The organism is Candidatus Kosakonia sp. 282A-S69 (assembly GCF_029433855.1).
Lineage (GTDB): Bacteria > Pseudomonadota > Gammaproteobacteria > Enterobacterales > Enterobacteriaceae > Kosakonia > Kosakonia cowanii_A.
The window spans coordinates 1559955-1582329 of record NZ_JAROAU010000003.1 but is presented as its reverse complement, the minus strand read 5'-3'; the positions used below and the strand labels follow the sequence as shown (position 1 = coordinate 1582329).

At 57.0% G+C, this 22375-nt stretch carries 22 protein-coding genes; 10 read left to right on the top strand and 12 right to left on the bottom strand.

Annotated features, from left to right (window positions below; translation table 11 throughout):
• Window positions 1–245: 245 nt before the first annotated feature.
• The 4 genes from zntB to PU683_RS13165 form a co-directional block, all read right to left on the bottom strand.
• The gene (gene zntB / locus PU683_RS13180) at window positions 246–1229 is read right to left on the bottom strand and encodes a zinc transporter ZntB (protein ID WP_277172124.1); all 984 of its coding nucleotides are present in this window, start codon (window positions 1227–1229) and stop codon (window positions 246–248) included.
• Window positions 1230–1373: 144 nt separating this feature from the next.
• Window positions 1374–2558: a methyl-accepting chemotaxis protein gene (locus PU683_RS13175; RefSeq protein WP_277172122.1), complete on the bottom strand. Its 1185-nt coding sequence runs from the start codon at window positions 2556–2558 to the stop codon at window positions 1374–1376.
• 427 nt (window positions 2559–2985) lie between these two features.
• Entirely contained in the window at window positions 2986–3174 is a 189-nt protein-coding gene (locus tag PU683_RS13170) for a YdiH family protein (RefSeq protein WP_277172120.1), read from the bottom strand.
• Between the two features lie 413 nt (window positions 3175–3587).
• On the bottom strand, window positions 3588–5204 hold the full coding sequence (locus tag PU683_RS13165; RefSeq protein ID WP_277172118.1) for a peptide ABC transporter substrate-binding protein: 1617 nt from the start codon (window positions 5202–5204) through the stop codon (window positions 3588–3590).
• 155 nt (window positions 5205–5359) lie between these two features.
• On the opposite strand from PU683_RS13165, the gene mpaA reads away from it, so the two are divergent.
• Entirely contained in the window at window positions 5360–6073 is a 714-nt protein-coding gene (gene mpaA, locus PU683_RS13160) for a murein tripeptide amidase MpaA (protein WP_277172116.1), read from the top strand.
• On the opposite strand, the gene ycjG is transcribed toward mpaA, so the two are convergent.
• The gene (gene ycjG / locus PU683_RS13155; protein WP_277172114.1) at window positions 6025–7029 is read right to left on the bottom strand and encodes an L-Ala-D/L-Glu epimerase; all 1005 of its coding nucleotides are present in this window, start codon (window positions 7027–7029) and stop codon (window positions 6025–6027) included. The genes mpaA and ycjG overlap by 49 nt on opposite strands.
• 115 nt (window positions 7030–7144) lie before the next feature.
• On the opposite strand from ycjG, the gene tpx reads away from it, so the two are divergent.
• Window positions 7145–7651, top strand: coding sequence for a thiol peroxidase (tpx, locus tag PU683_RS13150; RefSeq protein ID WP_277172112.1), 507 nt, complete (start codon window positions 7145–7147; stop codon window positions 7649–7651).
• A 66-nt stretch (window positions 7652–7717) separates the two neighbouring features.
• Here the strand turns inward: tpx and tyrR are convergent, their stop codons facing one another.
• The 7 genes from tyrR to pspA all read right to left on the bottom strand — a co-directional run bounded on the left by tyrR (window position 7718) and on the right by pspA (window position 13487).
• Entirely contained in the window at window positions 7718–9259 is a 1542-nt protein-coding gene (tyrR, locus tag PU683_RS13145) for a transcriptional regulator TyrR (protein ID WP_277172110.1), read from the bottom strand.
• Between the two features lie 145 nt (window positions 9260–9404).
• Complete coding sequence (locus PU683_RS13140; RefSeq protein ID WP_277172108.1) at window positions 9405–10466, bottom strand: TIGR01620 family protein; 1062 nt, start codon at window positions 10464–10466, stop codon at window positions 9405–9407.
• On the bottom strand, window positions 10463–11860 hold the full coding sequence (locus PU683_RS13135; RefSeq protein ID WP_277172106.1) for a YcjX family GTP-binding protein: 1398 nt from the start codon (window positions 11858–11860) through the stop codon (window positions 10463–10465). Before PU683_RS13135 ends, PU683_RS13140 begins: the two co-directional genes overlap by 4 nt.
• A 70-nt stretch (window positions 11861–11930) precedes the next feature.
• On the bottom strand, window positions 11931–12173 hold the full coding sequence (gene pspD / locus PU683_RS13130) for a phage shock protein PspD (RefSeq protein ID WP_277172104.1): 243 nt from the start codon (window positions 12171–12173) through the stop codon (window positions 11931–11933).
• A 9-nt stretch (window positions 12174–12182) separates the two neighbouring features.
• Complete coding sequence (gene pspC / locus PU683_RS13125; protein ID WP_277172102.1) at window positions 12183–12542, bottom strand: envelope stress response membrane protein PspC; 360 nt, start codon at window positions 12540–12542, stop codon at window positions 12183–12185.
• Window positions 12542–12766, bottom strand: coding sequence for an envelope stress response membrane protein PspB (gene pspB / locus PU683_RS13120; protein ID WP_023478697.1), 225 nt, complete (start codon window positions 12764–12766; stop codon window positions 12542–12544). Before pspB ends, pspC begins: the two co-directional genes overlap by 1 nt.
• A gap of 52 nt (window positions 12767–12818) precedes the next feature.
• The gene (pspA, locus tag PU683_RS13115; RefSeq protein ID WP_124968220.1) at window positions 12819–13487 is read right to left on the bottom strand and encodes a phage shock protein PspA; all 669 of its coding nucleotides are present in this window, start codon (window positions 13485–13487) and stop codon (window positions 12819–12821) included.
• Between the two features lie 167 nt (window positions 13488–13654).
• Here pspA and pspF point away from each other — a divergent pair, with 167 nt between their 5' ends.
• The 8 genes from pspF (at window position 13655) to PU683_RS13075 (ending at window position 22266) form a co-directional block, all read left to right on the top strand.
• Window positions 13655–14644 (top strand): phage shock protein operon transcriptional activator, encoded by a 990-nt coding sequence (gene pspF, locus PU683_RS13110; RefSeq protein WP_277172100.1) that lies wholly within the window; start codon window positions 13655–13657, stop codon window positions 14642–14644.
• Window positions 14645–14742: 98 nt separating this feature from the next.
• Window positions 14743–16380 (top strand): ABC transporter substrate-binding protein SapA, encoded by a 1638-nt coding sequence (sapA, locus tag PU683_RS13105; protein ID WP_277172098.1) that lies wholly within the window; start codon window positions 14743–14745, stop codon window positions 16378–16380.
• On the top strand, window positions 16377–17342 hold the full coding sequence (gene sapB, locus PU683_RS13100) for a putrescine export ABC transporter permease SapB (RefSeq protein ID WP_277172096.1): 966 nt from the start codon (window positions 16377–16379) through the stop codon (window positions 17340–17342). The genes sapA and sapB overlap by 4 nt, the downstream gene beginning before the upstream one ends.
• A complete protein-coding gene (gene sapC, locus PU683_RS13095) occupies window positions 17329–18219 on the top strand; it encodes a putrescine export ABC transporter permease SapC (RefSeq protein WP_277172095.1) in 891 nt (296 codons plus the stop codon). The genes sapB and sapC overlap by 14 nt, the downstream gene beginning before the upstream one ends.
• Window positions 18219–19211, top strand: coding sequence for a putrescine export ABC transporter ATP-binding protein SapD (gene sapD / locus PU683_RS13090; RefSeq protein ID WP_277172093.1), 993 nt, complete (start codon window positions 18219–18221; stop codon window positions 19209–19211). The genes sapC and sapD overlap by 1 nt, the downstream gene beginning before the upstream one ends.
• Window position 19212: 1 nt before the next feature.
• A complete protein-coding gene (gene sapF / locus PU683_RS13085) occupies window positions 19213–20019 on the top strand; it encodes a peptide ABC transporter ATP-binding protein SapF (RefSeq protein WP_277172091.1) in 807 nt (268 codons plus the stop codon).
• A 122-nt stretch (window positions 20020–20141) separates the two neighbouring features.
• On the top strand, window positions 20142–20930 hold the full coding sequence (gene fabI / locus PU683_RS13080; protein ID WP_023478625.1) for an enoyl-ACP reductase FabI: 789 nt from the start codon (window positions 20142–20144) through the stop codon (window positions 20928–20930).
• 175 nt (window positions 20931–21105) lie between these two features.
• Complete coding sequence (locus PU683_RS13075) at window positions 21106–22266, top strand: CMD domain-containing protein (RefSeq protein ID WP_277172088.1); 1161 nt, start codon at window positions 21106–21108, stop codon at window positions 22264–22266.
• Window positions 22267–22375 lie beyond the last annotated feature (109 nt).

The window sequence follows — 22375 nt, the reverse complement described above, 5'->3', positions numbered from 1 at the left end:
TTAAAGGTAGAAGCTCATGGCGCAGAGGCAAAAAAAAGCCGACTGTTTAAGTCGGCGTCGTACGAATCAATTGTGCTATGCAGTAATTCAAAAAAGGAAGTAAGACAATATGGAGCGCAACGCCCATCGCTTGACGTTGCATTCACCTGCGACGTGAATATTGCCCTGAATGGCTGCGGCGTTTATTGACCTCGCTCAACTTAAGTGGCGTTTTAATGTTCAATTAATGTTAAAAAGGTTAAATTTTACAGCCATTTACTGCGATGCAGCCACCAGGTTACACCGCCGATCAGCAGTGCTAACGCGGCGCAGAAGATAGCGAAACCCAAGTGCCAGCCGCCGCCGGGAATGCCGCCGAGGTTGACGCCAAACAGGCCGGTTAAAAAGGTGCTGGGTAGAAAAACCATCGCCATCAGCGACATGGTGTAGGAGCGTCGGGCCAGTGATTCCTGCATCACCTGAGTGATCTCGTCAGTCATTACTGCCGTACGCGCAATGCAGGCATCAATCTCATCCAGCCCGCGCCCGAGTCGATCGGCGATATCCTGCATGCGGCGGCGCTGATCGTCACTCATCCACGGCAATCGTTCGCTGGCCAGCCGCGCGAAGACATCGCGCTGCGGTGCCATATAGCGACGCATCACAATCAGCTGCTTGCGCAGCAGTGCCAGAATGCCACGCGGCGGAACCTGCTGATCAAGCAGGTCATCCTCGAGATCGATAATACGGTCATGAAGTGATTCGATAAACTCGCTGGCGTGGTCGGTGAGTGAATCGCAGACATCCACCAGCCAGCCGCCGCAGTCCGTTGGCCCGCTCCCCTCCTCCAGCTCGCTGACGACATCATCCAGCGCCAGCACCTTTCGCTGTCGCGTCGACACAATCATCCGCTCGTCCATGTAAACGCGGACGGCGACCAGCTGATCGGGCCGTTCATCGGTGCTGCCATTGATGCAGCGCAGCGTAATCAGCGTCCCCTCGCCCATGCGGCTCACTCTCGGCCGTAAACTCTCCCCCGCCAGCGCGTTACGCACGCTGTTCGGTAAGACGGGCGTCGTTTCCAGCCACTGCGCGCTCTCCTGGTTGGTGTAATTCAGGTGCACCCAGCAGGGTGTCTGGGCGGTGATCGCATCATCCGCTGCCAGCGGTTTGACGCCGCCTTTGCCGTCAAGTTGCCACGCGTAAACGGCGTCCGGCACCTGCAGGTCGGCTCCTGTAATAGCTTCCACTGCGCCTCCACAATCATCAGTTAGTGATGACAGTCTAGCCATGCGCCATGGTTAAGCAATCATGGCGCTGAATTTGCTAACAAATTACGACTGATTGCCATAAAAAAAGCCCGCGTTGCGAGCTTTTTATCCACCAGAGTGCCATCAAAACGAGTGCCAGTAGTTCTCCTGGCCGCCACCGACCGCCGCCGAAAGCGATACACGCTGTTTCTCCGGCTGCGCAACGCGTTGGGACGCAGGCGCTGGCTTATCATTAACCAGACTGAATTTACTGGTGCGCTGCTGTAACTCCTCAACACGATGTTTCAGCAGATCCGACGAGCCGGCCAGTTCATCGACGACCGAAACGTTGCTTTGCGTAACCTGCTCCAGCTCCGCCAGCGCAAGCGTGATTTGCGCAATGCCCTTTTCTTGCTGCAGCGTGGAGACGGCAATCTCATCCATCAGCTTACTGACAATGCTGGCACCGGAGACAATCTCCTGCATATTCTGCCCGGCTTCATTTACCACCGTCGCGCCCTGAGTGACGTTATCGGTCGTTACGGCAATCAGTGATTTGATGTTTTTCGCCGCCTCGGCACTGCGGTGCGCAAGGCTGCGCACTTCACCGGCCACCACCGAGAAACCTTTGCCGTGATCGCCAGCGCGCGCAGCTTCCACCGCGGCGTTCAGCGCCAGAATATTAGTCTGGAAGGCAATGCCATCAATGATGGAGATAATTTCGCGCATCTGCTCGGCGCAGTCGGTTATCGATTGCATATTCTTCGCCACTTGGCCCATCAACTGCCCTCCGCGTTCAGCGCATGAAGAAGCGTCATTGGCGCGGGTACTGGCAAGCCGCGTATTATCGGCGTTGTTTTTGGTGCTGGACGCCATCTCCTCCATGCTTGAAGCGGTCTGCACCAGCGCGGCGGATTGCTCTTCCGTTTTTAACGACAGATCGGCACTGCGCGAGGCGAGTTGGGCGGAAAGCCCGAGCGCATTATCTGAAGAGAGGCGTATCTCTTTGACCAGCACGGCAATACTGGCGGATAAACTATTGATACCAGGAATTAACCGGCCGGCGCAATTATTACCAAACTCCGGAATAACAATCGACAGATTACCTGCCGTCACCGCTTCAATACTTCTTTTCACCGTATTAATTGGCGTCACCAGATACTGTGTTAAATATATCCATATCAACGCCAGAGAAATAACAGACACACTGGTTACCGCAACAAATAGCGGTATATTTTTTGAGAGCACGATCACTATCGCATCAACGATAACAAAAGAGACCAGAAGGTAAAAAAATATAAAGGTACGAACACTGAGATTTCTTAACATAATGAGACTCGCCAGAACACCGGAGAACGGTAGCCTCGTTATAACACTCACTATCGTCTTTGACACGGCTAATTTAGCGCAATGCCAGGTTTGCCTTAAAGCCCCTAAGATTTTACTTAAGTAATGTAAACTTGCTCTGTTGCAGCTATTACGACAGCACAAATCGCCATAAAATATGAAAAAACAGATCGCGTAAAAATGGATATATCATATAAATGAAAGATAATTACGCAGAAATTTCGGGCGCGCTAAATATTTTATTTAGCGGTAATGAAGTTTATTTAAATGACTAAAGTTTTCTCTTTTTATGCCGATAATAATATATTCAATCCACACGTGAAATTATTCATTGGCGAGGGTAAACAGGCGCTGCTGCTTATTTATAAGCCAGCACAACGCCTCTTTCGTTTTTAACGTGGTGCGACAATCAGTGGATACCAAGCCGCCAGGCAAAGTCGATCTCCTCTTTCAGCTCGCTATGGGAGAGCGTAAGCAGATCTTCAAACTCAAGTTTCAGCAGGTTCAGTCTCTTCAGGTATTCAGCCGGGGTGAGCGCGCTTTTGTCGCGACGCAGGTATTCGATGGCCAGTTCAGTAGGGTTGAGTAGGTTCGACATAACATCCTCATGGTTGGTTAAAACATCAGCACTATAGCACAAATAGCTGCTTGCTTTTTGACCAATGTCGGAAAAATCTGCCGTAAAGCTCCGCTATGAGCGGCCTGCAGGAAAAATGTAAAAAGGGGTTGCATGCTCAAATGATAAAGATTATCTTTCTCATTACTGAATAGTTGAGTCAACCACTCAACTATTCAGTACGACATTGCTCACATTGCTTCCAGTATTTTTTGCCCGCTCTCTGTAGCGGGCTTTTTTTTACCCCTTCCCAGTTGCGGCTCCGTCTCCTTTTTTCCTCCATTATGGCTCCACAATGCTTAACTAAAATTTCCGCCATACCTGCTCAGACAGGAAACGTTAAATAATCAACGACTTTCCCCCTTACCTCCCGTGATGTAAGGGGGCGTTTTTTATCAGTGTTTGATGATATAAAGCGTACGGCTGTAGGCCACATCTTCCGGGTTAGTGATGGGGTAGCCCTTCAGCCAAGGCTTGATCAACCGCGCGTTGGTGTACTGGTAAATGGGCGCAATTGGCGCTTTGCTGGAAATGATCTGCTCTGCTTCGTTGTAATCCGCATTGCGGGCTTCCGGTGAGTTTTCCTGTGTCGCCTGATTGAACGCTTTGTCATACGCCGCGTCGCTAAAACGCGGAATATTGCTGCTGCTGGTAGAGGTCAACACGGATAAAAAGGTCGATGGCTCGTTGTAATCCCCAACCCAGGAAGCGCGGATCACATCGAAATTACCGCTGTTACGGCTGTCGATATAGGTTTTCCACTCCTGATTTTGCAGCTTCACTTCAGCGCCGAGATTTTTCTTCCACATTGACGCCACCGCAATAGCAATCTTTTGATGGTTCTCAGAGGAGTTATAGAGCAACGTCAGTTTCAACGGCCGCTGTGGGCCGTAACCCGCCGCCTGCAGCAGGGTTTTGGCCTGCGCGTTGAGCTCCGGCTGGCTCATCTGTTCAAACGGCGACGGCTTCGGCGTAAATCCGGCGGTCACATCCGGGGTGAAGCGCCACGCCGGTTTTTCGCCGCTGCCCAGCACTTTCTCGGCAATCACCCGGCGATCGATGGTTAAGCTCAACGCCTGGCGCACGCGCACATCTGCCGTCGGCCCCTTTCGGGTGTTAAAAGCGTAGTAATAGGTGCCCAACTGCGGCGGCGTATAGACCTGGCCCGGGATCTCTTTCTGCAGCTTCTGATAGAGGTTTTTCGGGAAGGATTCGGTGATATCAACGCCATTCGCCAGATAGCGTTTGGTAGCAGCAGACTCCTGGTTGATCGGCACAAAAGTCACTTTGTTGATCACCGTTTTAGCATCGTCCCAGTACTCTTTATTGCGCGCCAGTTCCAGCTTTTCATTCACCACGCGGTTGGTCAGTACATAGGCACCGTTACCAACCAGATTGCCGGGCCGCGTCCACTCTGCGCCGCTCTCGACGTTCTTTTTCTGCACCGGATAGAGCGCGAAACTGGCCGCCAGATTCGGGAACCATGGCAGCGGTTTATCAAGCTGTACGCGCAGCGTTTTGCTATTTACCGCGCTGACGCCCAGTTTATCGACCGCCATTTTGCCATCGGTAATCGCTTTCGCATTACTGATGCCCGCTAAGGCCGCGAACCCGGCGAAGGGTGAGGTGGTTTGCGGATTAACCAGCCGCTGCCAGCTGTAGACAAAATCCTGCGCCGTCACCGGCGTGCCGTCGGACCAGCGGGCGTCATCACGCAGTGTAAAGGTCCAGATGCGGTTATCGCTGCTCTGCCAGCTTTGCGCCACACCGGGAATGACTTCGCCCTTCTCATTCTGATTGACCAGCCCTTCAAACAGATCGCGGAGCACCTGAATTTCCGGCAGGCCTACCGCTTTTGCCGGATCGAGCGTTGCCGGCTCATCTTTGAGGTGCCGAACCACCTCCTGTTTTTCCGCAAGCGGGGTTCCCGGCGGCACATCCGCTGCAAACACGCTGACAGATAAGCCGCACAGCGCCAGCGCGCAGCAAAGTTTTGAAAATGGGTATGTCATGAAAGCCCCTTATGATGTGCCAAATCCCGCAAAAAGATGCGGTAATTATTTGTTTTAGCTCTAAGGAATGCAAACTCATACGTCGGGAAAATGATTTGCGTCGCACCGCTTTATATCCAACACTTGCTCTATGCAATGCAAAAACAGGTAAATTTATGCCAGCGACACGCCCACGTTATCTCCGGGGAAACTTTACCGATAGCCGCCAGCAGTATGGGCAGTCCCTGCTTGGCGCTCCGCTCCTCTGGTTCCCGGCGCCTCTGGCTACGGGCGAAAGCGGGCTGATTATTGCCGGTACACACGGCGATGAAAATGCCGCGATGGTCGCCCTCTCCTGCGCCATGCGCGCGCTCGAGAGCGATCTGCGCCATCATCATGTTGTGCTGGCGGTAAACCCGGATGGTTGTCAGCTCGGTTTACGCGCCAACGCCAACGGCGTCGATCTCAACCGTAACTTTCCGGCAGCAAACTGGAAGGCAGGCGACACCGTCTACCGCTGGAACAGCGCAGCGCCCGAGCGGGATGTGGTATTGCACACGGGAGCCGCGCCCGGTTCCGAACCGGAAACCCGCGCGCTCTGTCAGCTGATTCACCGCCTGCATCCGGCATGGGTAGTTACCTTTCACGATCCGCTGGCCTGCGTGGAAGATCCGCGCGAAAGCGCGCTTGGCGAGTGGCTGGCGCAGGCTTTCTCGCTGCCGTTAGTTAAAAGCGTCGGTTATGAGACGCCCGGCTCCTTCGGCAGCTGGTGTGCAGAGATCAATCTGCCCTGTATTACCATGGAACTGCCGCCGATCTCTGCCGATACCGCCAGTGAAGATTATCTGGCAGCAATGATGTCGCTACTCTGCTGGGATGCCGAAAGGTGAAGCTCGCCGGTGGAGAAGCGCAGCGACGGCTCGACATCCACCGCCAGCCAGGTTGGACCATCAAGATCGGCGAAGCGCACACCATTGACCAGCGGCAGCGCCGCCGCAATGGCGCGCGACGTGCAAATCATGCAGCCCAGCATCAGCCCGAATCCACGTTCAGCGGCTTCATGGGCCAGCGCCAGCGCTTCGGTCAGCCCGCCGGTTTTATCCAGCTTAATGTTGACCATCTCATAGCGCCCCTGCAGCGCATCGAGGTTTTCACGCGTATGGCAACTCTCATCTGCGCAGATCGGCAAAGGGTGGATAAAGTTAATCAGCGCCGCGTCTTCGCTAGCGGGCAGTGGCTGCTCAAGCATCGCCACGCCTAAATCAGCCAGCAGCTGGCAGCGCGCCGCCAGACCTTCGCTGTGCCACGACTCGTTAGCATCGACAATCAGCGTCGCCTCTGGCGCTGCGGCGCGGATAGCGACAAGCCGCTCGCTAATCAGATGATCGTCAAGTTTGATCTTCAGCAGCCGGGCGCCGGTTTCGCTCAGGGCCGCCGCGCTGGCGGCCATCTGCTCAGGTGTGCCGATCACCACCGTTTGCGCGGTGATAACGCTCTCCGGCAGGTTTACGCCGGTATAGTGCGCCAGCGAGCGCCCCGCTTTGCGCGCCGCCAGGTCCCACAGGGCGCAATCGACCGCATTGCGTGCTGCACCAGGCGGCAACAGGGTTTGCAACGCTTCCCGGCTGAGGCGGTTTTGCAACTGCGGCACAATGGTCATGATTTGCGCCATCACTGACGCCTCGCTCTCACCGTAGCGCGCGTAGGGCGTACATTCGCCAACCGCTTTGATCCCGTCCTCTTCCAGTTCGACCACCACCACTTTCGCTTCACTGCTTGCGCCGCGCGAAATCACAAACGGCGAATGCAGCGGCCAGGTTTCCTCGTAAACGTTCACATTTCTCATACATGCTCCTTTGACGGAATGTAAACCAGTATAGATACGAAAATTGGTTTGCCGTGGTCTCGACCAATGGCATAAACTAGCGCCGACGTTAACTATATGTAAACAGGAAGCTATTATGTCGCAACTCGTTCATTTTCAGGGCAACCCGGTTCCCGTTGCTGGCGCTATTCCGCAGGTTGGCGCAAAAGCGCAGCCGTTCACGCTTGTCGCTAAAGATCTTTCCGATGTTGCGCTGAGCCAGTTCGCCGGTAAGCGCAAAGTGCTGAACATTTTCCCGAGCATCGATACCGGTGTCTGCGCCGCTTCCGTGCGCAAATTCAATCAGCTGGCCACAGAGATGAACAACACCGTGGTGCTGTGCATCTCTGCCGACCTGCCGTTTGCCCAGTCCCGCTTCTGCGGTGCGGAAGGGCTGAGCAACGTTATCACCCTCTCCACTCTGCGCGGCGCAGATTTTCTCGATAGCTATGGCGTGGGTATCTCCGACGGCGCACTGAAAGGCCTGGCGGCACGTGCGGTCGTGGTACTTGATGAGAACGATACGGTCATCTTCAGCGAGCTGGTGAATGAGATCACCAATGAGCCGGATTACACCGCCGCACTGGACGTGCTGAAAGGCTAATAGCGTCTGCAATGAAAGAGGCCGGATAAGCGTTGTCGCTATCCGGCCTTTTTTATCGTTACAGCACTATTCGTCGCTTTTCTTCTGGCTTAAGCCATACTCCCGCAGCTTGTTGGCAATCGCCGTATGCGAGACGCCGAGACGCTTCGCCAGCTTGCGCGTGCTGGGGTAATTTCGATAGAGCTGAGTTAACACCGAACGCTCGAAGCGGCTGGTGATATCATCCAGCGATCCCTCCATCGCATCATCCCCGACCGGCACGGTGGCCGCATCGTAATCCGGCAGCTGAATATCCTGCGCGCGCAGTTCATACCCCTCCAGCTGGGTTAAGGCCCGATAGATAGCGTTTTTCAGCTGGCGCACGTTGCCCGGCCAGTTATAGCGGCTAAGCAGTTGAGTCAGATCGTGGGCAAGTTTCGGGCGCGGCACGCCCTGTTCATCGGCAAAACGCGCAGCAAACAGCTCGGTGAGCGGCACAATATCCTGAGGACGTTCGCGCAGCGGCGGCAGATTGAGGGTCAGCACGTTCAGGCGGTAGTAGAGATCTTCGCGGAACAGCCCCTTCTGCACCAGCTCCACGAGGTTACGCTGGGTGGCACAGATGACGCGCACATCGACATGCACTTCGTGATCTTCGCCAACGCGACGGAAAGTGCCGTCATTGAGGAAACGCAGCAGCTTGACCTGCATACGCGGCGACATTTCGCCAATCTCATCCAGCAGCACCGAACCGCCGTTCGCCTGCTCAAAAAAGCCCTTTTTGCCTTCCGGCGCATGGCCAAACAGCTCGCTTTCGACGGACTCTTCAGGAATTGATGCGCAGTTAAGCGCGAGGTAGGGTTTTGCCGCTCGAGGGCTGGCAAGGTGGCAGGCGTGCGCCAGCAGATCTTTTCCGGTGCCGGTATCGCCGGTAATCAGCAGCGGCGCGGTGAGGGTCGCCAGCTTGCGCGCCTGCTCAACAACCTGACGCATTTTCGGGCTGACGGCGACAATCTGGCTGAAAGCGCTGACATCCTGCTGAGTGATATTTTGCAGCTGGCGGCCCATCCGCGCCGTTGAGCGCAGCATCACCACCGCGCCGGTCAGCACCGCCTCGCCGGTTTCCCCTTCAAGGTGTACCGGGGTGATCTCCATCAGGAAGTTCTGCCCACCGATCACCATATGTTCGTTATGGGAGTGCTGAGGATTGCCCTCCAGCCAGCGCTGGAAGTTAAAACCGGTAATTAATTGTGCCGCGTTATGGTTGAGCAGCTTCTCCGGCTGCTGCCCAAAGAGCTGCGCACTGGCGGCATTCGCCAGCTCGATTTTGCATTTCATATCGAGCGACAGCACCGGTTCCGGTAGTGCTTCGAGCAGCGCGCTCATCGCGCGGTGTTCGCGCTCAGAAGGCATCCACAGCACGGTGCGGACATCGGTGACGCCCTGAATACGGCGGATCTCCGCCATCAGGCTGCTGAAGCTGTTGAAATCGAGCGCGGCGAAATTGAGGTAGATACGCCCGATGGGGTCGATCTCAATGCCGCGCAGATCGATACCGCGCAGCACCAGCAGATCAAGTAATTCGCGTGTCAGACCAAGCCGGTCCTCACAAAAAACTTCAAGACGCATGGGAAGCTTCACCCTTATTCATTCACGTAATGAAAGGATGATATGCCACTTAACGGTCGGCAGGAAGATGTCTGTCAACAAATATTGACAGCCTGCGGAAAAAAGCGGCGCGGCGGCGTAAAGATAAGCGCGCAGCGCCTGCTTTTTAACCTGCGGCGGAAGCGGATTTGCCTTTCTGTAGCGTCTCTTTGACCTGAGAGATCAGTTGACGGCGGAAATCGCCAAGCCGCGGTTTGTCACCATCGAGCCACGGCAGCGGGCGGCACAGCTCCATCGCTTTAATCCCGAGGCGTGCGGTAAGCAGCCCGGCACCGATCCCCTGCGCCGCACGAGCCGAGAGTCGGGCGGCGAGATCCTGCGACATCCAGTCCATCCCTACCTCACGCACCAGTTCGCTGGCACCGGCAAAGGCCATATTCAGCAGCACCAGTCGAAAAAGACGCAGGCGGCTGTAATAACCCAGCTCAATCCCATTAAGTGCGGCGATGCGGTTAATTAAGCGCAGATTACGCCAGGCGATAAAGGCCATATCGACCATCGCCAGCGGGCTGACGGCAATCATCAGCGTCGATTCCGCCGCCGAGCGGCTGATTTCACGCCGCGCCTGCGCATCCAGCACCGGCTGCACCAGATGGGCATAGAGCGTGACGATTTCGCGGTCGCTCTGGGTTTCATGAATTGCCGCATACCAGCGCTGCAGAGCGGGATGAGATTTATCAAGCCCCGCCTGCTGCGCCAGCTTTTCGCAAAAGGCGCGCCCTTTACCGGTGCCGTGGCTCTCTAGCAGTTGGCGGGCTTCATCGCGCTCGTGCGCCCGCTGACGTAAACGCCACAGCCGCCGCCACTCGCTGGCGAGAGATCCGACGCCGGCACCAACGATCAGCGTTCCCGCCGCGCAGCCGCCAAGCGCCACCCAATCCTGGGTCTGCCAGGCATGCATCGCCCACTGTACACCCTGACCAATCACGGTAACGCCGGCCAGCGCCAGCCCGGCGGTAACCATTTTGCGCCATAACGTGCGTTTCGGGCGCAGGGCGGCTTCAACCACCGCTTCCGCCTGCCCCTCTTCGGGCAACTCCTCAACGGCGACAGGTGCAAAGTTCCCGGCGGCCTGCGCGTCAAAGCGCTGCGCCTGTTTGAACTGCTCCTGCGCTGGCGTCTCCAGCGGCCCGGTAAAATCGATACGCGGTTTTAGCGGCTCGTTCATCGCAATTTATCTCCCAGTAAAAACTCCAGCGCGGCATCCAGCCGGATGTGCGGCAGCGGCGAATCGACATCCATCACCTGCGGGCGAAACGCCTCAAAATTAAAACCCTGCTTCTCCCAGAATGGCTGCCCAGGCAAGCGCGCCGGCACTTCGCCAGGGTAGAAGGTGAGCGGCGAGCCGTCGCTTAATCGGTGACCGCGTAACGCCGGAATAGTCTCGCCGTTAACCTCAATCAGGCCGCTTTGCGTCGCCTGAATCGAGGCAAGCCCCATGCAATCCATGCTGATCCCTTCAAAGGCGGCATTTTGCCACGCGTCCTGAATCAGCTGCTGCAAGAGCGAAACCATATTGGCGTGCTGATCGACAGTGATATGGTCCGCCTTGGTGGCGGCAAACAGCAGCTTATCGATCACCGGTGAAAAGAGGCGGCGAAACAGCGTCCGCTGGCCGTAGTGGAAACTCTGCATCAGTTGGGTGAGCGCGAGGCGCATATCGTTAAAGGCTTGCGGGCCGTTGTTAAGCGGCTGAAGGCAGTCGACCAGTACGATCTGGCGATCAAATTTCAGGAAGTGGTTTTTATAAAAGCCCTTCACCACGTGGTCACAGTAGTAGTGATAGCGTTCGCGCAGCATACCGGCGTTGGTGTGCCTGTCGGCCTGCGCCAGCTTCGCCTCTCCGGTGCCATCGACGTCCGGCCACGGGAAGAATTGCAATGCCGGTGCGCCCGCCATATCGCCGGGCAGCACAAAGCGCCCCGGCTGAATAAAGTGCAGCCCTTCCCGCTTGCACTGGTGAAGGTACTCCGTCCAGGCGGCGGCGATCTCCGCCAGCCGGTTCTCATCGGCGGGCGCGAGCGGATCGAGCCCGGCGCAGAGCGCGCGCCACTTCTCAGACCACCGCTGGCGTTGCCCGTTGAGCAGGCCGGTCATCTGTCGCGACCAGCTCAGGTAATCCTGCGCCAGCATCGGCAGATCGAGCAGCCATTCGCCGGGATAGTCGACAATTTCCAGATAGAGCGTGGAGGTTTCTTTAAAGTGGCGTAACAGCGAATCGCGTGAGCGAAAGCGCAGCGCGAGGCGGATTTCACTCACGCCGCGCGTCGGGGTTGGCCACACCGGCGGCGAGCCGTAGAGCTGCGCCAGCCCTTCATCGTAGGTAAAACGGGGAATACCGAAATCACGCTGTGGAACGCGTTTAACGCCGAGTAAGCGCTCCTCACGCACCGCGCTGAACAGCGGCAGCCGCGCGCCCGTATGAATAGAGAGAAGTTGATTAACCAGCGCAGTGATAAATGCGGTTTTACCGCTGCGGCTGAGGCCGGTCACCGCCAGACGTAAATGCCTGTCCATGCCGCGGTTGACCAGCGAGTTCAATTCGTTTCGTAACCGTTCCATCGCCATGCGTATGCGCCCTTAAATCCAGAAGAGTCCTGCTCACTATGAGATATGGGCGGCGACGCACTTGTCAACGCTTACGCGTAACGGGCTGGTTATCAAAGCGGCGGGAGAGCTTGTTCGCCGCGCGCCTGAGAAGCGGCTCCAGTGCGAAGGCCAGCACCATTTTCAGTGGTCGACGGGCAACGGATGTTACCGCCCAGCCCGCCACGCCCGCAGGTCCAACGCGCAGTGCGGTCAGCAACATCAATTTGCCGACCAGCTTCAGGCCGGGTTTAACATTACGGTTAACCTGTTGCCAGTGTCGATTCATATTCACCTCTTAAAGCTTGCGAAAACGGCTACGCAGCGAGAACGTATCGGATGTCACATAACGCTCCATCTGGCGCAAACGGCTTTCGCCGGCGGCCAGCTGCGCGTCAACCGCATCCAGCAACTCGCTGTTGCTGGCGGGCACTTCACCTTCAGTGTAGTTATCCGGCAGCGGATCGAGCGCAAAATAGAGCGCAATATAAGCCACAACGACAAAGAAAAAGAGGCCAAACAGCATCGCCAGCACGGTGATGATACGCACCAGTTTGACCTGGATATCGAGGTATTCCGCGATACCGGCGCAGACGCCGCCGAGCTTACCGCGCTGCGGAATACGCCATAATTTTTTATTCAGATTGAGGGTAGCCATCAGCGATCTCTCCAGTTTGGATGTTCAGCATCCAGAATGTCTTCCAGCGCCTGAATGCGTTCGCGCATCCGCGTTGCTTCATCCGTCAGCTGCAGCAAACGTTGCTGCTCGTTCTGGTTAAGCGCGCCGCGTGAAGCGCGGTTGTTGTAGTGCAGCCATAACCAGACCGGTAAAACAAACAGAATGAATAACGTCAGGGGTATAGCCAGAAAAAGCGTGCTCATGTGTACTCCTTACAGGGATGCCAGCGGCATCTTCTGATGCCGCCGCTCGTTATTATTGGTTGTCCTGTTTCATTCTGGCTTTCAGTTGCGCCAGTTGCTCGCTGATTTCATCATCTGCCTGCAGATCGGCAAACTGCTGGTCCAGCGATTTTTGTTTACCAAAACCGTGGCTTTCCGCTTCGGCTTCCATCTGGTCGATACGACGCTCGAAGGACTCAAAGCGCGCCATCGCTTCATCCATTTTGCCGCTATCGAGCTGACGGCGCACATCGCGCGAGGAGCTGGCTGCCTGGTGACGCAGCGTCAGCGCCTGCTGGCGGGCGCGGGTTTCGCTCAGTTTGTTCTCCAGCTCGCCAATCTCTTTCTTCATACGCGCCAGGCTTTCGTCCACCAGGGTGACTTCCTGCTCCAGCGTCTCGATAAGCGTGGTCACTTTCTGTTTTTCGATCAGCGCAGCACGCGCCAGATCCTCTTTTTCTTTACGCAGCGCCAGCTCGGCTTTCTCCTGCCATTCAGCCTGCTGCGCACTCGCCTGCTCAATACGGCGCGTTAACTGTTTCTTTTCAGCCAGCGCACGTGCAGAGGTGGAGCGCACTTCAACCAGCGTGTCCTCCATCTCCTGAATCATCAGGCGTACCAGTTTTTGCGGATCTTCCGCTTTCTCCAGCAGCGAGTTGATGTTGGCATTCACGATGTCGGCAAAACGAGAAAAAATACCCATAATCTAATCCTCTTGATTTCTGTTATCGGGCTGAGCCCTGCTGACTTGTTAATACAAACTCCGTGCCAACTTTTCATGTGGTTGATTATAAAGGGAATGAATAATTTTACCTCAACCATAACTTATACTAGAGTGGTTAAACAGACCAACATGTGGTGAATTTCATCATGGCAGAACAGAAAGATAACCTTCTTGGGGAAGCTAACAGCTTTATTGAGGTGCTGGAGCAGGTTTCCCGCCTTGCGCCAATCGACAAACCGGTGCTGATTATCGGCGAGCGCGGCACCGGCAAAGAGCTGATTGCCAACCGCCTGCACTACCTCTCCTCGCGCTGGCAGGGGCCGTTTATCTCTTTAAACTGCGCGGCGCTGAATGAAAACCTGCTCGACAGCGAGCTATTTGGTCATGAAGCCGGCGCCTTTACCGGCGCGCAGAAGCGTCACCCCGGCCGCTTTGAGCGCGCCGACGGCGGGACGCTGTTTCTGGATGAACTGGCAACCGCGCCGATGCTGGTGCAGGAGAAGCTGCTGCGGGTGATTGAGTATGGAGAGCTGGAGCGCGTTGGCGGCAGCCAGCCGCTGCAGGTTAATGTGCGCCTGGTGTGTGCCACCAACGCCGATCTGCCGCAGATGGTGCAGGAGGGCACGTTTCGCGCCGACCTGCTCGACCGGCTGGCCTTTGATGTAGTGCTGTTACCGCCGCTACGCCAGCGACAGAGCGACATCATGCTGATGGCTGACCATTTCGCCATCCAGATGTGCCGCGAACTGCATCTGCCGCTCTTTCCCGGCTTTACCGGGCATGCCCGCGAGGTGCTGATGAACTATGCGTGGCCGGGGAATATCCGCGAACTGAAAAACGTGGTGGAGCGATCCGTCTACCGTCACGGCAGCAGCGACACGCCGCTGGATACCATTATCCTCGACCCTTTTCGCCGCGACCGGCTGGAGAACGCGCCTGCGCCGAAGCAAGAAAACGGTGTTGCTTCGCTGCCCGAACTGCCGCTGGATCTGCGTCAGTTTCAGCTCGATCAGGAGAAAAACCTGCTCGTGCTGAGCCTGCAAGAGGCAGAATTTAACCAGAAGCGGGCGGCAGAGCGGCTCGGTTTGACCTATCACCAGCTGCGCGCTCTGCTGAAAAAGCATCAAATCCGCTGAAATCGTCGACAATAACAGCAGTTGTCCGCAGACATTTGTACGTAGCCCAGGTAAGTGCGATACACTTTGCCCATTACTTTAAAACCGTTGAAAAAATCATGCGTCTGGTTTTCTCTTCCCTGCTTTTCACCGCACTGCTGGCGACCGGTACCGCTCAGGCTGCACCGCCGTCCGCCGCCGCGCCGGATATCCGCGACAGCGGATTTGTCTACTGCGTGAATGGCCAGGTCAATACCTTTAACCCGCAGAAAGCGAGCAGCGGGCTGATTGTCGACACCCTCGCCGCGCAGCTCTACAGCCGCCTGCTGGATGTAGACCCTTATACTTATCGTCTGGTGCCGGAGCTGGCAGAGAGCTGGGAGGTGCTGGATAACGGCTCGACTTACCGTTTTCACCTGCGCAGCGGCGTGAATTTCCAGCATACCGCGTGGTTTACCCCTCACCGGACGCTGAACGCCGACGATGTGGTGTTTACCTTCCAGCGCATTTTCGATCGCCACCATCCGTGGCATAACGTCAATGGCGACAGCTTCCCCTATTTCGATAGCCTGCAGTTTGCCGACTCGGTGGAGAGCGTGCGCAAGCTGGATAACCGCACCGTTGAGTTTCGCCTGAAAAAGCCGGATGCCTCCTTCTTATGGCATCTCGCCACCCACTACGCTTCGGTGATGTCGGCGGAGTACGCGGCGCAGCTGCAAAAAATCGATCGTCAGGAGCTGATTGATCGCCAGCCGGTCGGCACCGGACCGTTCCAGCTGGATGAGTATCGCGCCGGACAGTATGTTCGGTTACAACGTCACGAAAAGTTCTGGCTCGGCAAGCCATTGATGCAGCAGGTCGTTGTCGATCTCGGCTCTGGCGGCACCGGCCGCCTGTCGAAGCTGCTGACCGGCGAGTGCGATGTGCTGGCGTGGCCTGCTGCCAGCCAGCTGACGATTTTGCGTGACGATCCGCGGCTGCGTTTAACCCTTCGCCCGGGGATGAACATCGCCTATCTGGCGTTCAATACCAATAAACCGCCGCTCAATAATCCGGCGGTGCGCCACGCCTTAGCGCTGTCGATCAATAATCAGCGCCTGATGCAGTCAATCTATTACGGCACGGCAGAGACCGCCGCGTCGATCCTGCCCCGCGCCTCCTGGGCTTACGATAACGATGCAAAAATTACCGAATACGATCCGAAGCAGGCGCGCGAGCGCCTGAAAGCGCTGGGGCTGGAGAACCTCACCCTGCAACTGTGGGTGCCAACCAGCTCGCAGCCCTGGAATCCCAGCCCGCTGAAAACCGCCGAGCTGATTCAGGCAGATATGGCGCAGGTGGGTGTGAAAGTAGTGATTGTGCCGGTTGAGGGGCGTTTTCAGGAAGCGCGCCTGATGGATATGAACCACGATTTAACCCTCACCGGCTGGGCGACGGACAGTAACGATCCCGACAGCTTCTTCCGACCGCTATTAAGCTGCGCGGCGATTGATTCGCAAACCAACTTTGCCCACTGGTGCCAGCGCGAGTTTGATGAGGTGCTGCAAAAAGCGCTCGCCTCGCAGCAGCTGGCGTCGCGCATTGATGAGTATGATGAAGCCCAGCAGATCCTCGCCCGCGAACTGCCGGTTCTTCCGCTCGCCTCCTCCCTTCGCCTGCAGTCGTTCCGGTACGATATTAAAGGCCTGGTGCTGAGCCCGTTTGGCAGCGCCTCTTTCGCTGGCGTGTCGCGGGATAAAAAAGAGGTGTCACCGTGATTATTTTTACGTTGCGTCGTTTGCTGCTGCTGATGGTCACCCTCTTTTTACTGACCTTTGTCGGCTTCAGCCTGAGCTACTTTACTCCCCATGCGCCCTTGCAGGGTGCGACGCTGTGGAACGCGTGGGTCTTCTGGTTTAACGGCCTGCTGCACTGGGATTTTGGCGTCTCAAGTATCAACGGACAGCTGATTTCCGAGCAGCTGCAGGAGGTGTTCCCGGCGACGATGGAGCTCTGTATTCTGGCCTTTGGCTCGGCGCTAATAGTCGGAATTCCGGTGGGGATGCTGGCGGGGGTCATGCGTGGCCGCTGGCAGGATAAAGCCATCAGCGCCGTGGCGCTGCTCGGCTTCTCCATTCCGGTCTTCTGGCTGGCGCTGCTGCTCACGCTCTTCTTCTCTCTCAATCTTGGCTGGCTACCGGTCTCCGGACGTTTTGATCTGCTGTATGAAGTCAAAACCGTCACCGGTTTTTCGCTGATTGATGCCTGGATTTCCGACTCGCCGTGGCGCGATGAGATGCTGATGAGCGCCCTGCGCCACGTTATCCTGCCGGTGGTGACACTGGCGGTAGCGCCTACCACCGAAGTGATCCGCCTGATGCGTATCAGCACCATAGATGTCTTTGAGAAAAACTACATAAAAGCGGCAGCGACGCGCGGTTTGTCTCGCTTTACCATTCTGCGCCGCCATGTGCTGCACAACGCCCTGCCGCCGGTGATCCCGCGCCTCGGGCTGCAATTCTCCACCATGCTGACGCTGGCAATGATCACCGAAGTGGTCTTTAGCTGGCCTGGGCTGGGCCGCTGGCTGATTAACGCTATCCGCCAGCAGGATTATGCCGCGATCTCCGCCGGTGTGATGGTGATCGGTTCATTAGTGATTATCGTCAATGTGCTCTCCGATATTCTCGGCGCGCTGGCGAACCCGTTAAAACATAAGGAGTGGTATGCCTTACGATAGCGTCTACAGCGAAAAACGTGCGCCCGGCGCGCTGCGTACCGCGTGGCGCCACTTTTATGGCGATCCCACAGCGATGATCGGCCTCTATGGCTGCGCCGCGCTGGCGCTGCTCTGCCTGTTCGGGAGCTGGTTCGCCCCATACGGTATCGATCAGCAATTTCTCGGCTATCAGCTTCTGCCGCCGTCGTGGTCGCGCTACGGCGATGTGTCGTTTTTCCTCGGTACTGACGATCTCGGCCGCGATGTATTAAGCCGACTGCTGAGCGGCGCGGCTCCCACCGTTGGCGGCGCGTTTCTCGTTACGCTGGCCGCTACGGTGTGCGGTCTGGTGCTCGGCGTTTTCGCCGGTGCGACGCACGGCCTGCGCTCGGCGGTGCTGAACCATATTCTTGATACTCTGCTCTCGCTGCCCACGCTGCTGCTGGCGATTATTGTGGTTGCCTTCGTCGGCCCGCATCTCTCTCACGCGATGTTTGCCGTCTGGCTGGCGCTGCTGCCGCGCATGGTACGCTCAGTCTACAGCCTGGTGCATGACGAGCTGGAAAAGGAGTATGTCGTCGCCGCCCGTCTTGATGGCGCGTCGACGATGAATATTTTGTGGTACGCCATTCTGCCGAATATCACCGCCGGTATGGTCACAGAGATCACCCGCGCGCTGTCGATGGCGATCCTTGATATCGCCGCGCTGGGCTTTCTCGATCTCGGCGCGCAGCTCCCCTCCCCGGAGTGGGGCGCGATGCTGGGCGATGCGCTGGAGCTGATCTATGTTGCGCCATGGACGGTAATGCTGCCGGGTGCGGCGATTATGGTGAGTGTGTTGCTGGTTAACGTGCTGGGCGATGGTATCCGTCGCGCCATCACTGCGGGGGTGGAGTAATGCCGCTTCTTGATATTCGTAACCTGACCATTGAAGTGAAAGCCGGGTCTGAATGGGTGAAAGCGGTTGACCGCGTCAGCCTCACCCTCGCCGAGGGCGAAATTCGTGGGCTGGTGGGTGAATCAGGCTCTGGTAAGAGCCTGATCGCTAAAGCGATCTGTGGCGTGACCAAAGATAACTGGCGCGTGACGGCGGATCGTATGCGCTTTGATGATATTGACCTGATGCGCCTCTCGGCGCGCGAGCGGCGCAAGCTGCTTGGTCACAACGTCTCGATGATTTTCCAGGAGCCGCAATCCTGTCTCGATCCCTCCGAGCGTGTCGGCAAACAGTTGATGCAAAACATCCCGCGCTGGACCTTTAAAGGCAAATGGTGGCAGCGTATGGGCTGGCGTAAACGGCGTGCGATTGAGCTGCTGCACCGCGTCGGCATTAAAGATCATAAAGACGCGATGCGCAGCTTCCCCTATGAGCTGACGGAAGGCGAATGCCAGAAAGTGATGATCGCCATAGCGCTGGCCAACCAGCCGCGGCTACTGATTGCCGATGAGCCGACCAACGCCATGGAGCCGACCACACAGGCGCAGATTTTCCGCCTGCTTGACCGGCTGAATCAGAACAACAATACGACCATTATTTTGATCAGCCATGATTTGCAGATGCTGAGCAAGTGGGCCGATCGTATCAATGTGATGTACTGCGGGCAGACGGTTGAGACCGCGCCGAGCGAAGATTTGATCGCCACGCCTCACCACCCCTATACCCAGGCGCTGATCCGCGCTATCCCCGATTTTGGCAGCGCGATGCCGCATAAAAGCCGCCTTAATACGCTGCCGGGCGCAATCCCGCTGCTTGAGCAGCTGCCGATTGGCTGCCGGCTGGGGCCGCGCTGCCCCTATGCCCAGCGCAAATGTATAGAAACACCACGGCTTGCAGGACCGCGTAACCATCTGTTCGCCTGCCATTTCCCGCTGAATATGGAGAGTGAGTGAGATGGTTGAAACCTTGCTTGAAGTGCGCAACCTGAGCAAAACCTTCCGTTACCGCACCGGCTGGTTCCGCCGCCAGACCGTTGAAGCGGTGAAGCCGCTCAGCTTTACCCTGCGCGAGCGGCAGACGCTGGCGATCATCGGCGAGAATGGTTCAGGGAAATCGACGCTGGCGAAAATGCTGGCAGGGATGATCCCCCCCACCGCCGGTGAACTGGTGATTGACGATAAGCCGCTGCATTACGGTGATTACACCTTCCGCAGCCAGCATATCCGCATGATTTTTCAGGATCCGACCACCTCGCTTAACCCGCGCCAGCGTCTGTCGCAGATCCTCGATTTTCCTCTGCGTCTCAACACCGACCTGGAGCCGGAAGCGCGGCGTAAGCGCATTCTGGAAACCCTGCGCATGGTCGGCCTGCTGCCGGATCATGTCAGTTACTACCCGCATATGCTGGCGCCGGGGCAGAAACAGCGCCTGGGCCTGGCGCGCGCGCTGATCCTGCGCCCGAAAGTGATTATTGCCGATGAAGCACTGGCTTCGCTCGATATGTCGATGCGTTCGCAGTTAATCAACCTGATGCTGGAATTACAGGAGAAACAGGGTATCTCTTATATTTACGTCACCCAGCATATCGGCATGATGAAACATATCAGCGATCAGGTGCTGGTGATGCATCAGGGCGAAGTGGTGGAGCGCGGTAGCACCGCCGATGTGCTCGCCTCGCCGTTGCATGATTTAACAAAACGCTTAATTGCCGGGCACTTTGGTGAAGCCTTAACCGCCGACGCCTGGCGCAAAGACCGCTGAAACAAACCTTTCAGTGGTCGGATTAACTCATTCGGCGACTCATGATAGAATCGCCGCGTTTTAACGACGCTCGCCCCAACAGAGCCGCGAGCGCCACAACAATGAATATAAGGATTAAAGCTATGGGTTTTCTTTCCGGTAAGCGCATTCTGGTGACTGGCGTAGCCAGTAAACTCTCCATCGCATATGGCATCGCGCAGGCTATGCATCGCGAAGGCGCTGAGCTGGCGTTCACCTACCAGAACGACAAGCTGAAAGGCCGTGTTGAAGAGTTTGCCGCCCAGCTGGGTTCCAGCATCGTGCTGGAGTGTGATGTGGCGCAAGATGAGAGCATCGACGCCCTGTTTACTGACCTGGCGAAAGTCTGGCCAAAATTTGACGGCTTCGTGCACTCCATCGGTTTCGCACCGGGCGATCAGCTGGACGGCGACTATGTTAACGCCGTAACCCGTGAAGGCTTCAAAATTGCCCACGACATCAGCTCTTACAGCTTTGTAGCGATGGCAAAAGCCTGCCGCGAAATGCTGAACCCGGGCTCCGCACTGCTGACGCTCTCCTACCTCGGCGCAGAGCGCGCTATCCCGAACTACAACGTGATGGGTCTGGCGAAAGCCTCTCTGGAAGCGAACGTGCGTTATATGGCGAACGCGATGGGTCCGGAAGGCGTGCGTGTGAACGGCATCTCCGCTGGCCCAATCCGTACCCTGGCGGCCTCCGGCATTAAAGACTTCCGTAAAATGCTGGCTCACTGCGAAGCGGTTACCCCGATCCGTCGCACCGTGACCATCGAAGACGTGGGTAACTCCGCGGCATTCCTCTGCTCTGACCTCTCTGCCGGTATCTCCGGTGAAGTGGTTCACGTCGACGGCGGTTTCAACATCGCAGCGATGAACGAGCTGGAAATCAAATAATCCCTCAAAGCCCCTTCTGCCGAAGGGGCTTTTTTATGCCTTTCTGATATTTGTTATCACCTAACAATCTTTTATCCCGCCTTCCCCTTACGCCAGGATTAAGCAGCACCACCGATCCGGCAAACCCAGACCTGACGTCGTCCCCGGATCGCCACTTTGAGACCAAGGAACGACCATGGAACAACGCCGGATTGCAGGCAAAAGCCACTGGTATCATGAGACCCAGTCAAGCGCCAGCCGGGTACACGCGCTACCGTTGGTTCCCGAAGCCGCTACCGTTAATGACCCCTTTCTGCTCGACCTGCTTCTGCCGGATGATCTGCATGGCGATATTGACGCCATTGCCGCGCCCGCGCGCAAACTCTACGCCCTGCTCTTTCCGCAACGTGTGCAGACGACGCGGCTGCGCACCTTCAGCACGTACGATCGTCTGAGCACCGCGCTGACCGTGGCGCAGGTATTTGGCGTCCAGCGTTTATGCAACCACTACGCCGCACGGCTCGCCCCGCTCGCGGCACCTGACTCATCGCGTGAGAGTAATTGTCGGCTGGCGCAAATCACACAATATGCGCGCCAGCTTGCCGCCTCGCCGTCGGTGATTGATGCCCGGGCCCGCCAGCAGCTCGAAGAGGTGGGCCTGACGCTGTTTGATGTTGTGCTCTTTAACCAGATTGTTGGGTTTATCGCCTTCCAGGCGCGGGTGCTTGCCATTTTGCAGGCGCTGCTGGGGCAACCGGTGCGCTATATTCCCGGCATGGAGACGCAGCCGGCCGCTGACGCCAGCCTGTTTGCCGATGAAAATTCAGGCTGGCAGCCAGCGATTGAGGGCGTTGATCCCCGAATTTCAAACGCCGCACAAATGGGCTCGCTTGCCCACTGGCAGCCGCTGCCTGAGCTGCGCCAGCTTGCGCCGCTGCTGGCGCATGAGCATCTGCTGCTTAACGAGCTGGGTGAGATTTGCCAGCACGTGAATGCGATTACCCCGAATAAAACCCTTGGCTGGCTGGTGGGTGCCTGTACGGCGCGTATCAACGGCAGCACAGGCTGTTTTGCTGAACGTCTGCAGCGCGGCGTTCACGCCGCCGGGCTGCGGGAGGCGCTGCGCCAGGGGGAACCTGCCCTCAGCGCGTTTCTGGCGGATAGCGATGAAGAGCGCACGCTGGTGCAGGCGGTAGAGGTGCTGACTTGCGCGCCGGACAGATTCAGCCCGGCTCAGATTGCAGCGCTCTCCGAGGCGGGTTTTAACCCCCAGGCGGCATTCAGCCTGCTGCTGCGCTGCGCCCTGTGCGGTTGGATCAATCGGCTGAAGATCGCCCTCGGCGAACCGGTATCGTGAAGGCAGAAACGGGGCGGCACGCAGAGAGAATTTGCTGAAAGAGCGCTTGCTGCAACAGGCGGAATCGCGTAAAACTGTCAGCCGCTCTTTTAGCCACGAAAATAGATGA

Excerpts from the sequence above, each read along its gene's own strand:
- PU683_RS13175 (WP_277172122.1), bottom strand. The coding sequence starts at position 2,558 with ATGTTAAGAAATCTCAGTGTTCGTACCTTTATATTTTTTTACCTTCTG.
- PU683_RS13170 (WP_277172120.1), bottom strand. The coding sequence starts at position 3,174 with ATGTCGAACCTACTCAACCCTACTGAACTGGCCATCGAATACCTGCGT.
- PU683_RS13165 (WP_277172118.1), bottom strand. The coding sequence starts at position 5,204 with ATGACATACCCATTTTCAAAACTTTGCTGCGCGCTGGCGCTGTGCGGC.
- mpaA (WP_277172116.1), top strand. The coding sequence starts at position 5,360 with ATGCCAGCGACACGCCCACGTTATCTCCGGGGAAACTTTACCGATAGC.
- ycjG (WP_277172114.1), bottom strand. The coding sequence starts at position 7,029 with ATGAGAAATGTGAACGTTTACGAGGAAACCTGGCCGCTGCATTCGCCG.
- tpx (WP_277172112.1), top strand. The coding sequence starts at position 7,145 with ATGTCGCAACTCGTTCATTTTCAGGGCAACCCGGTTCCCGTTGCTGGC.
- tyrR (WP_277172110.1), bottom strand. The coding sequence starts at position 9,259 with ATGCGTCTTGAAGTTTTTTGTGAGGACCGGCTTGGTCTGACACGCGAA.
- PU683_RS13140 (WP_277172108.1), bottom strand. The coding sequence starts at position 10,466 with ATGAACGAGCCGCTAAAACCGCGTATCGATTTTACCGGGCCGCTGGAG.
- PU683_RS13135 (WP_277172106.1), bottom strand. The coding sequence starts at position 11,860 with ATGGAACGGTTACGAAACGAATTGAACTCGCTGGTCAACCGCGGCATG.
- pspD (WP_277172104.1), bottom strand. The coding sequence starts at position 12,173 with ATGAATCGACACTGGCAACAGGTTAACCGTAATGTTAAACCCGGCCTG.
- pspC (WP_277172102.1), bottom strand. The coding sequence starts at position 12,542 with ATGGCTACCCTCAATCTGAATAAAAAATTATGGCGTATTCCGCAGCGC.
- pspB (WP_023478697.1), bottom strand. The coding sequence starts at position 12,766 with ATGAGCACGCTTTTTCTGGCTATACCCCTGACGTTATTCATTCTGTTT.
- pspA (WP_124968220.1), bottom strand. The coding sequence starts at position 13,487 with ATGGGTATTTTTTCTCGTTTTGCCGACATCGTGAATGCCAACATCAAC.
- pspF (WP_277172100.1), top strand. The coding sequence starts at position 13,655 with ATGGCAGAACAGAAAGATAACCTTCTTGGGGAAGCTAACAGCTTTATT.
- sapA (WP_277172098.1), top strand. The coding sequence starts at position 14,743 with ATGCGTCTGGTTTTCTCTTCCCTGCTTTTCACCGCACTGCTGGCGACC.
- sapC (WP_277172095.1), top strand. The coding sequence starts at position 17,329 with ATGCCTTACGATAGCGTCTACAGCGAAAAACGTGCGCCCGGCGCGCTG.
- sapD (WP_277172093.1), top strand. The coding sequence starts at position 18,219 with ATGCCGCTTCTTGATATTCGTAACCTGACCATTGAAGTGAAAGCCGGG.
- sapF (WP_277172091.1), top strand. The coding sequence starts at position 19,213 with ATGGTTGAAACCTTGCTTGAAGTGCGCAACCTGAGCAAAACCTTCCGT.
- fabI (WP_023478625.1), top strand. The coding sequence starts at position 20,142 with ATGGGTTTTCTTTCCGGTAAGCGCATTCTGGTGACTGGCGTAGCCAGT.
- PU683_RS13075 (WP_277172088.1), top strand. The coding sequence starts at position 21,106 with ATGGAACAACGCCGGATTGCAGGCAAAAGCCACTGGTATCATGAGACC.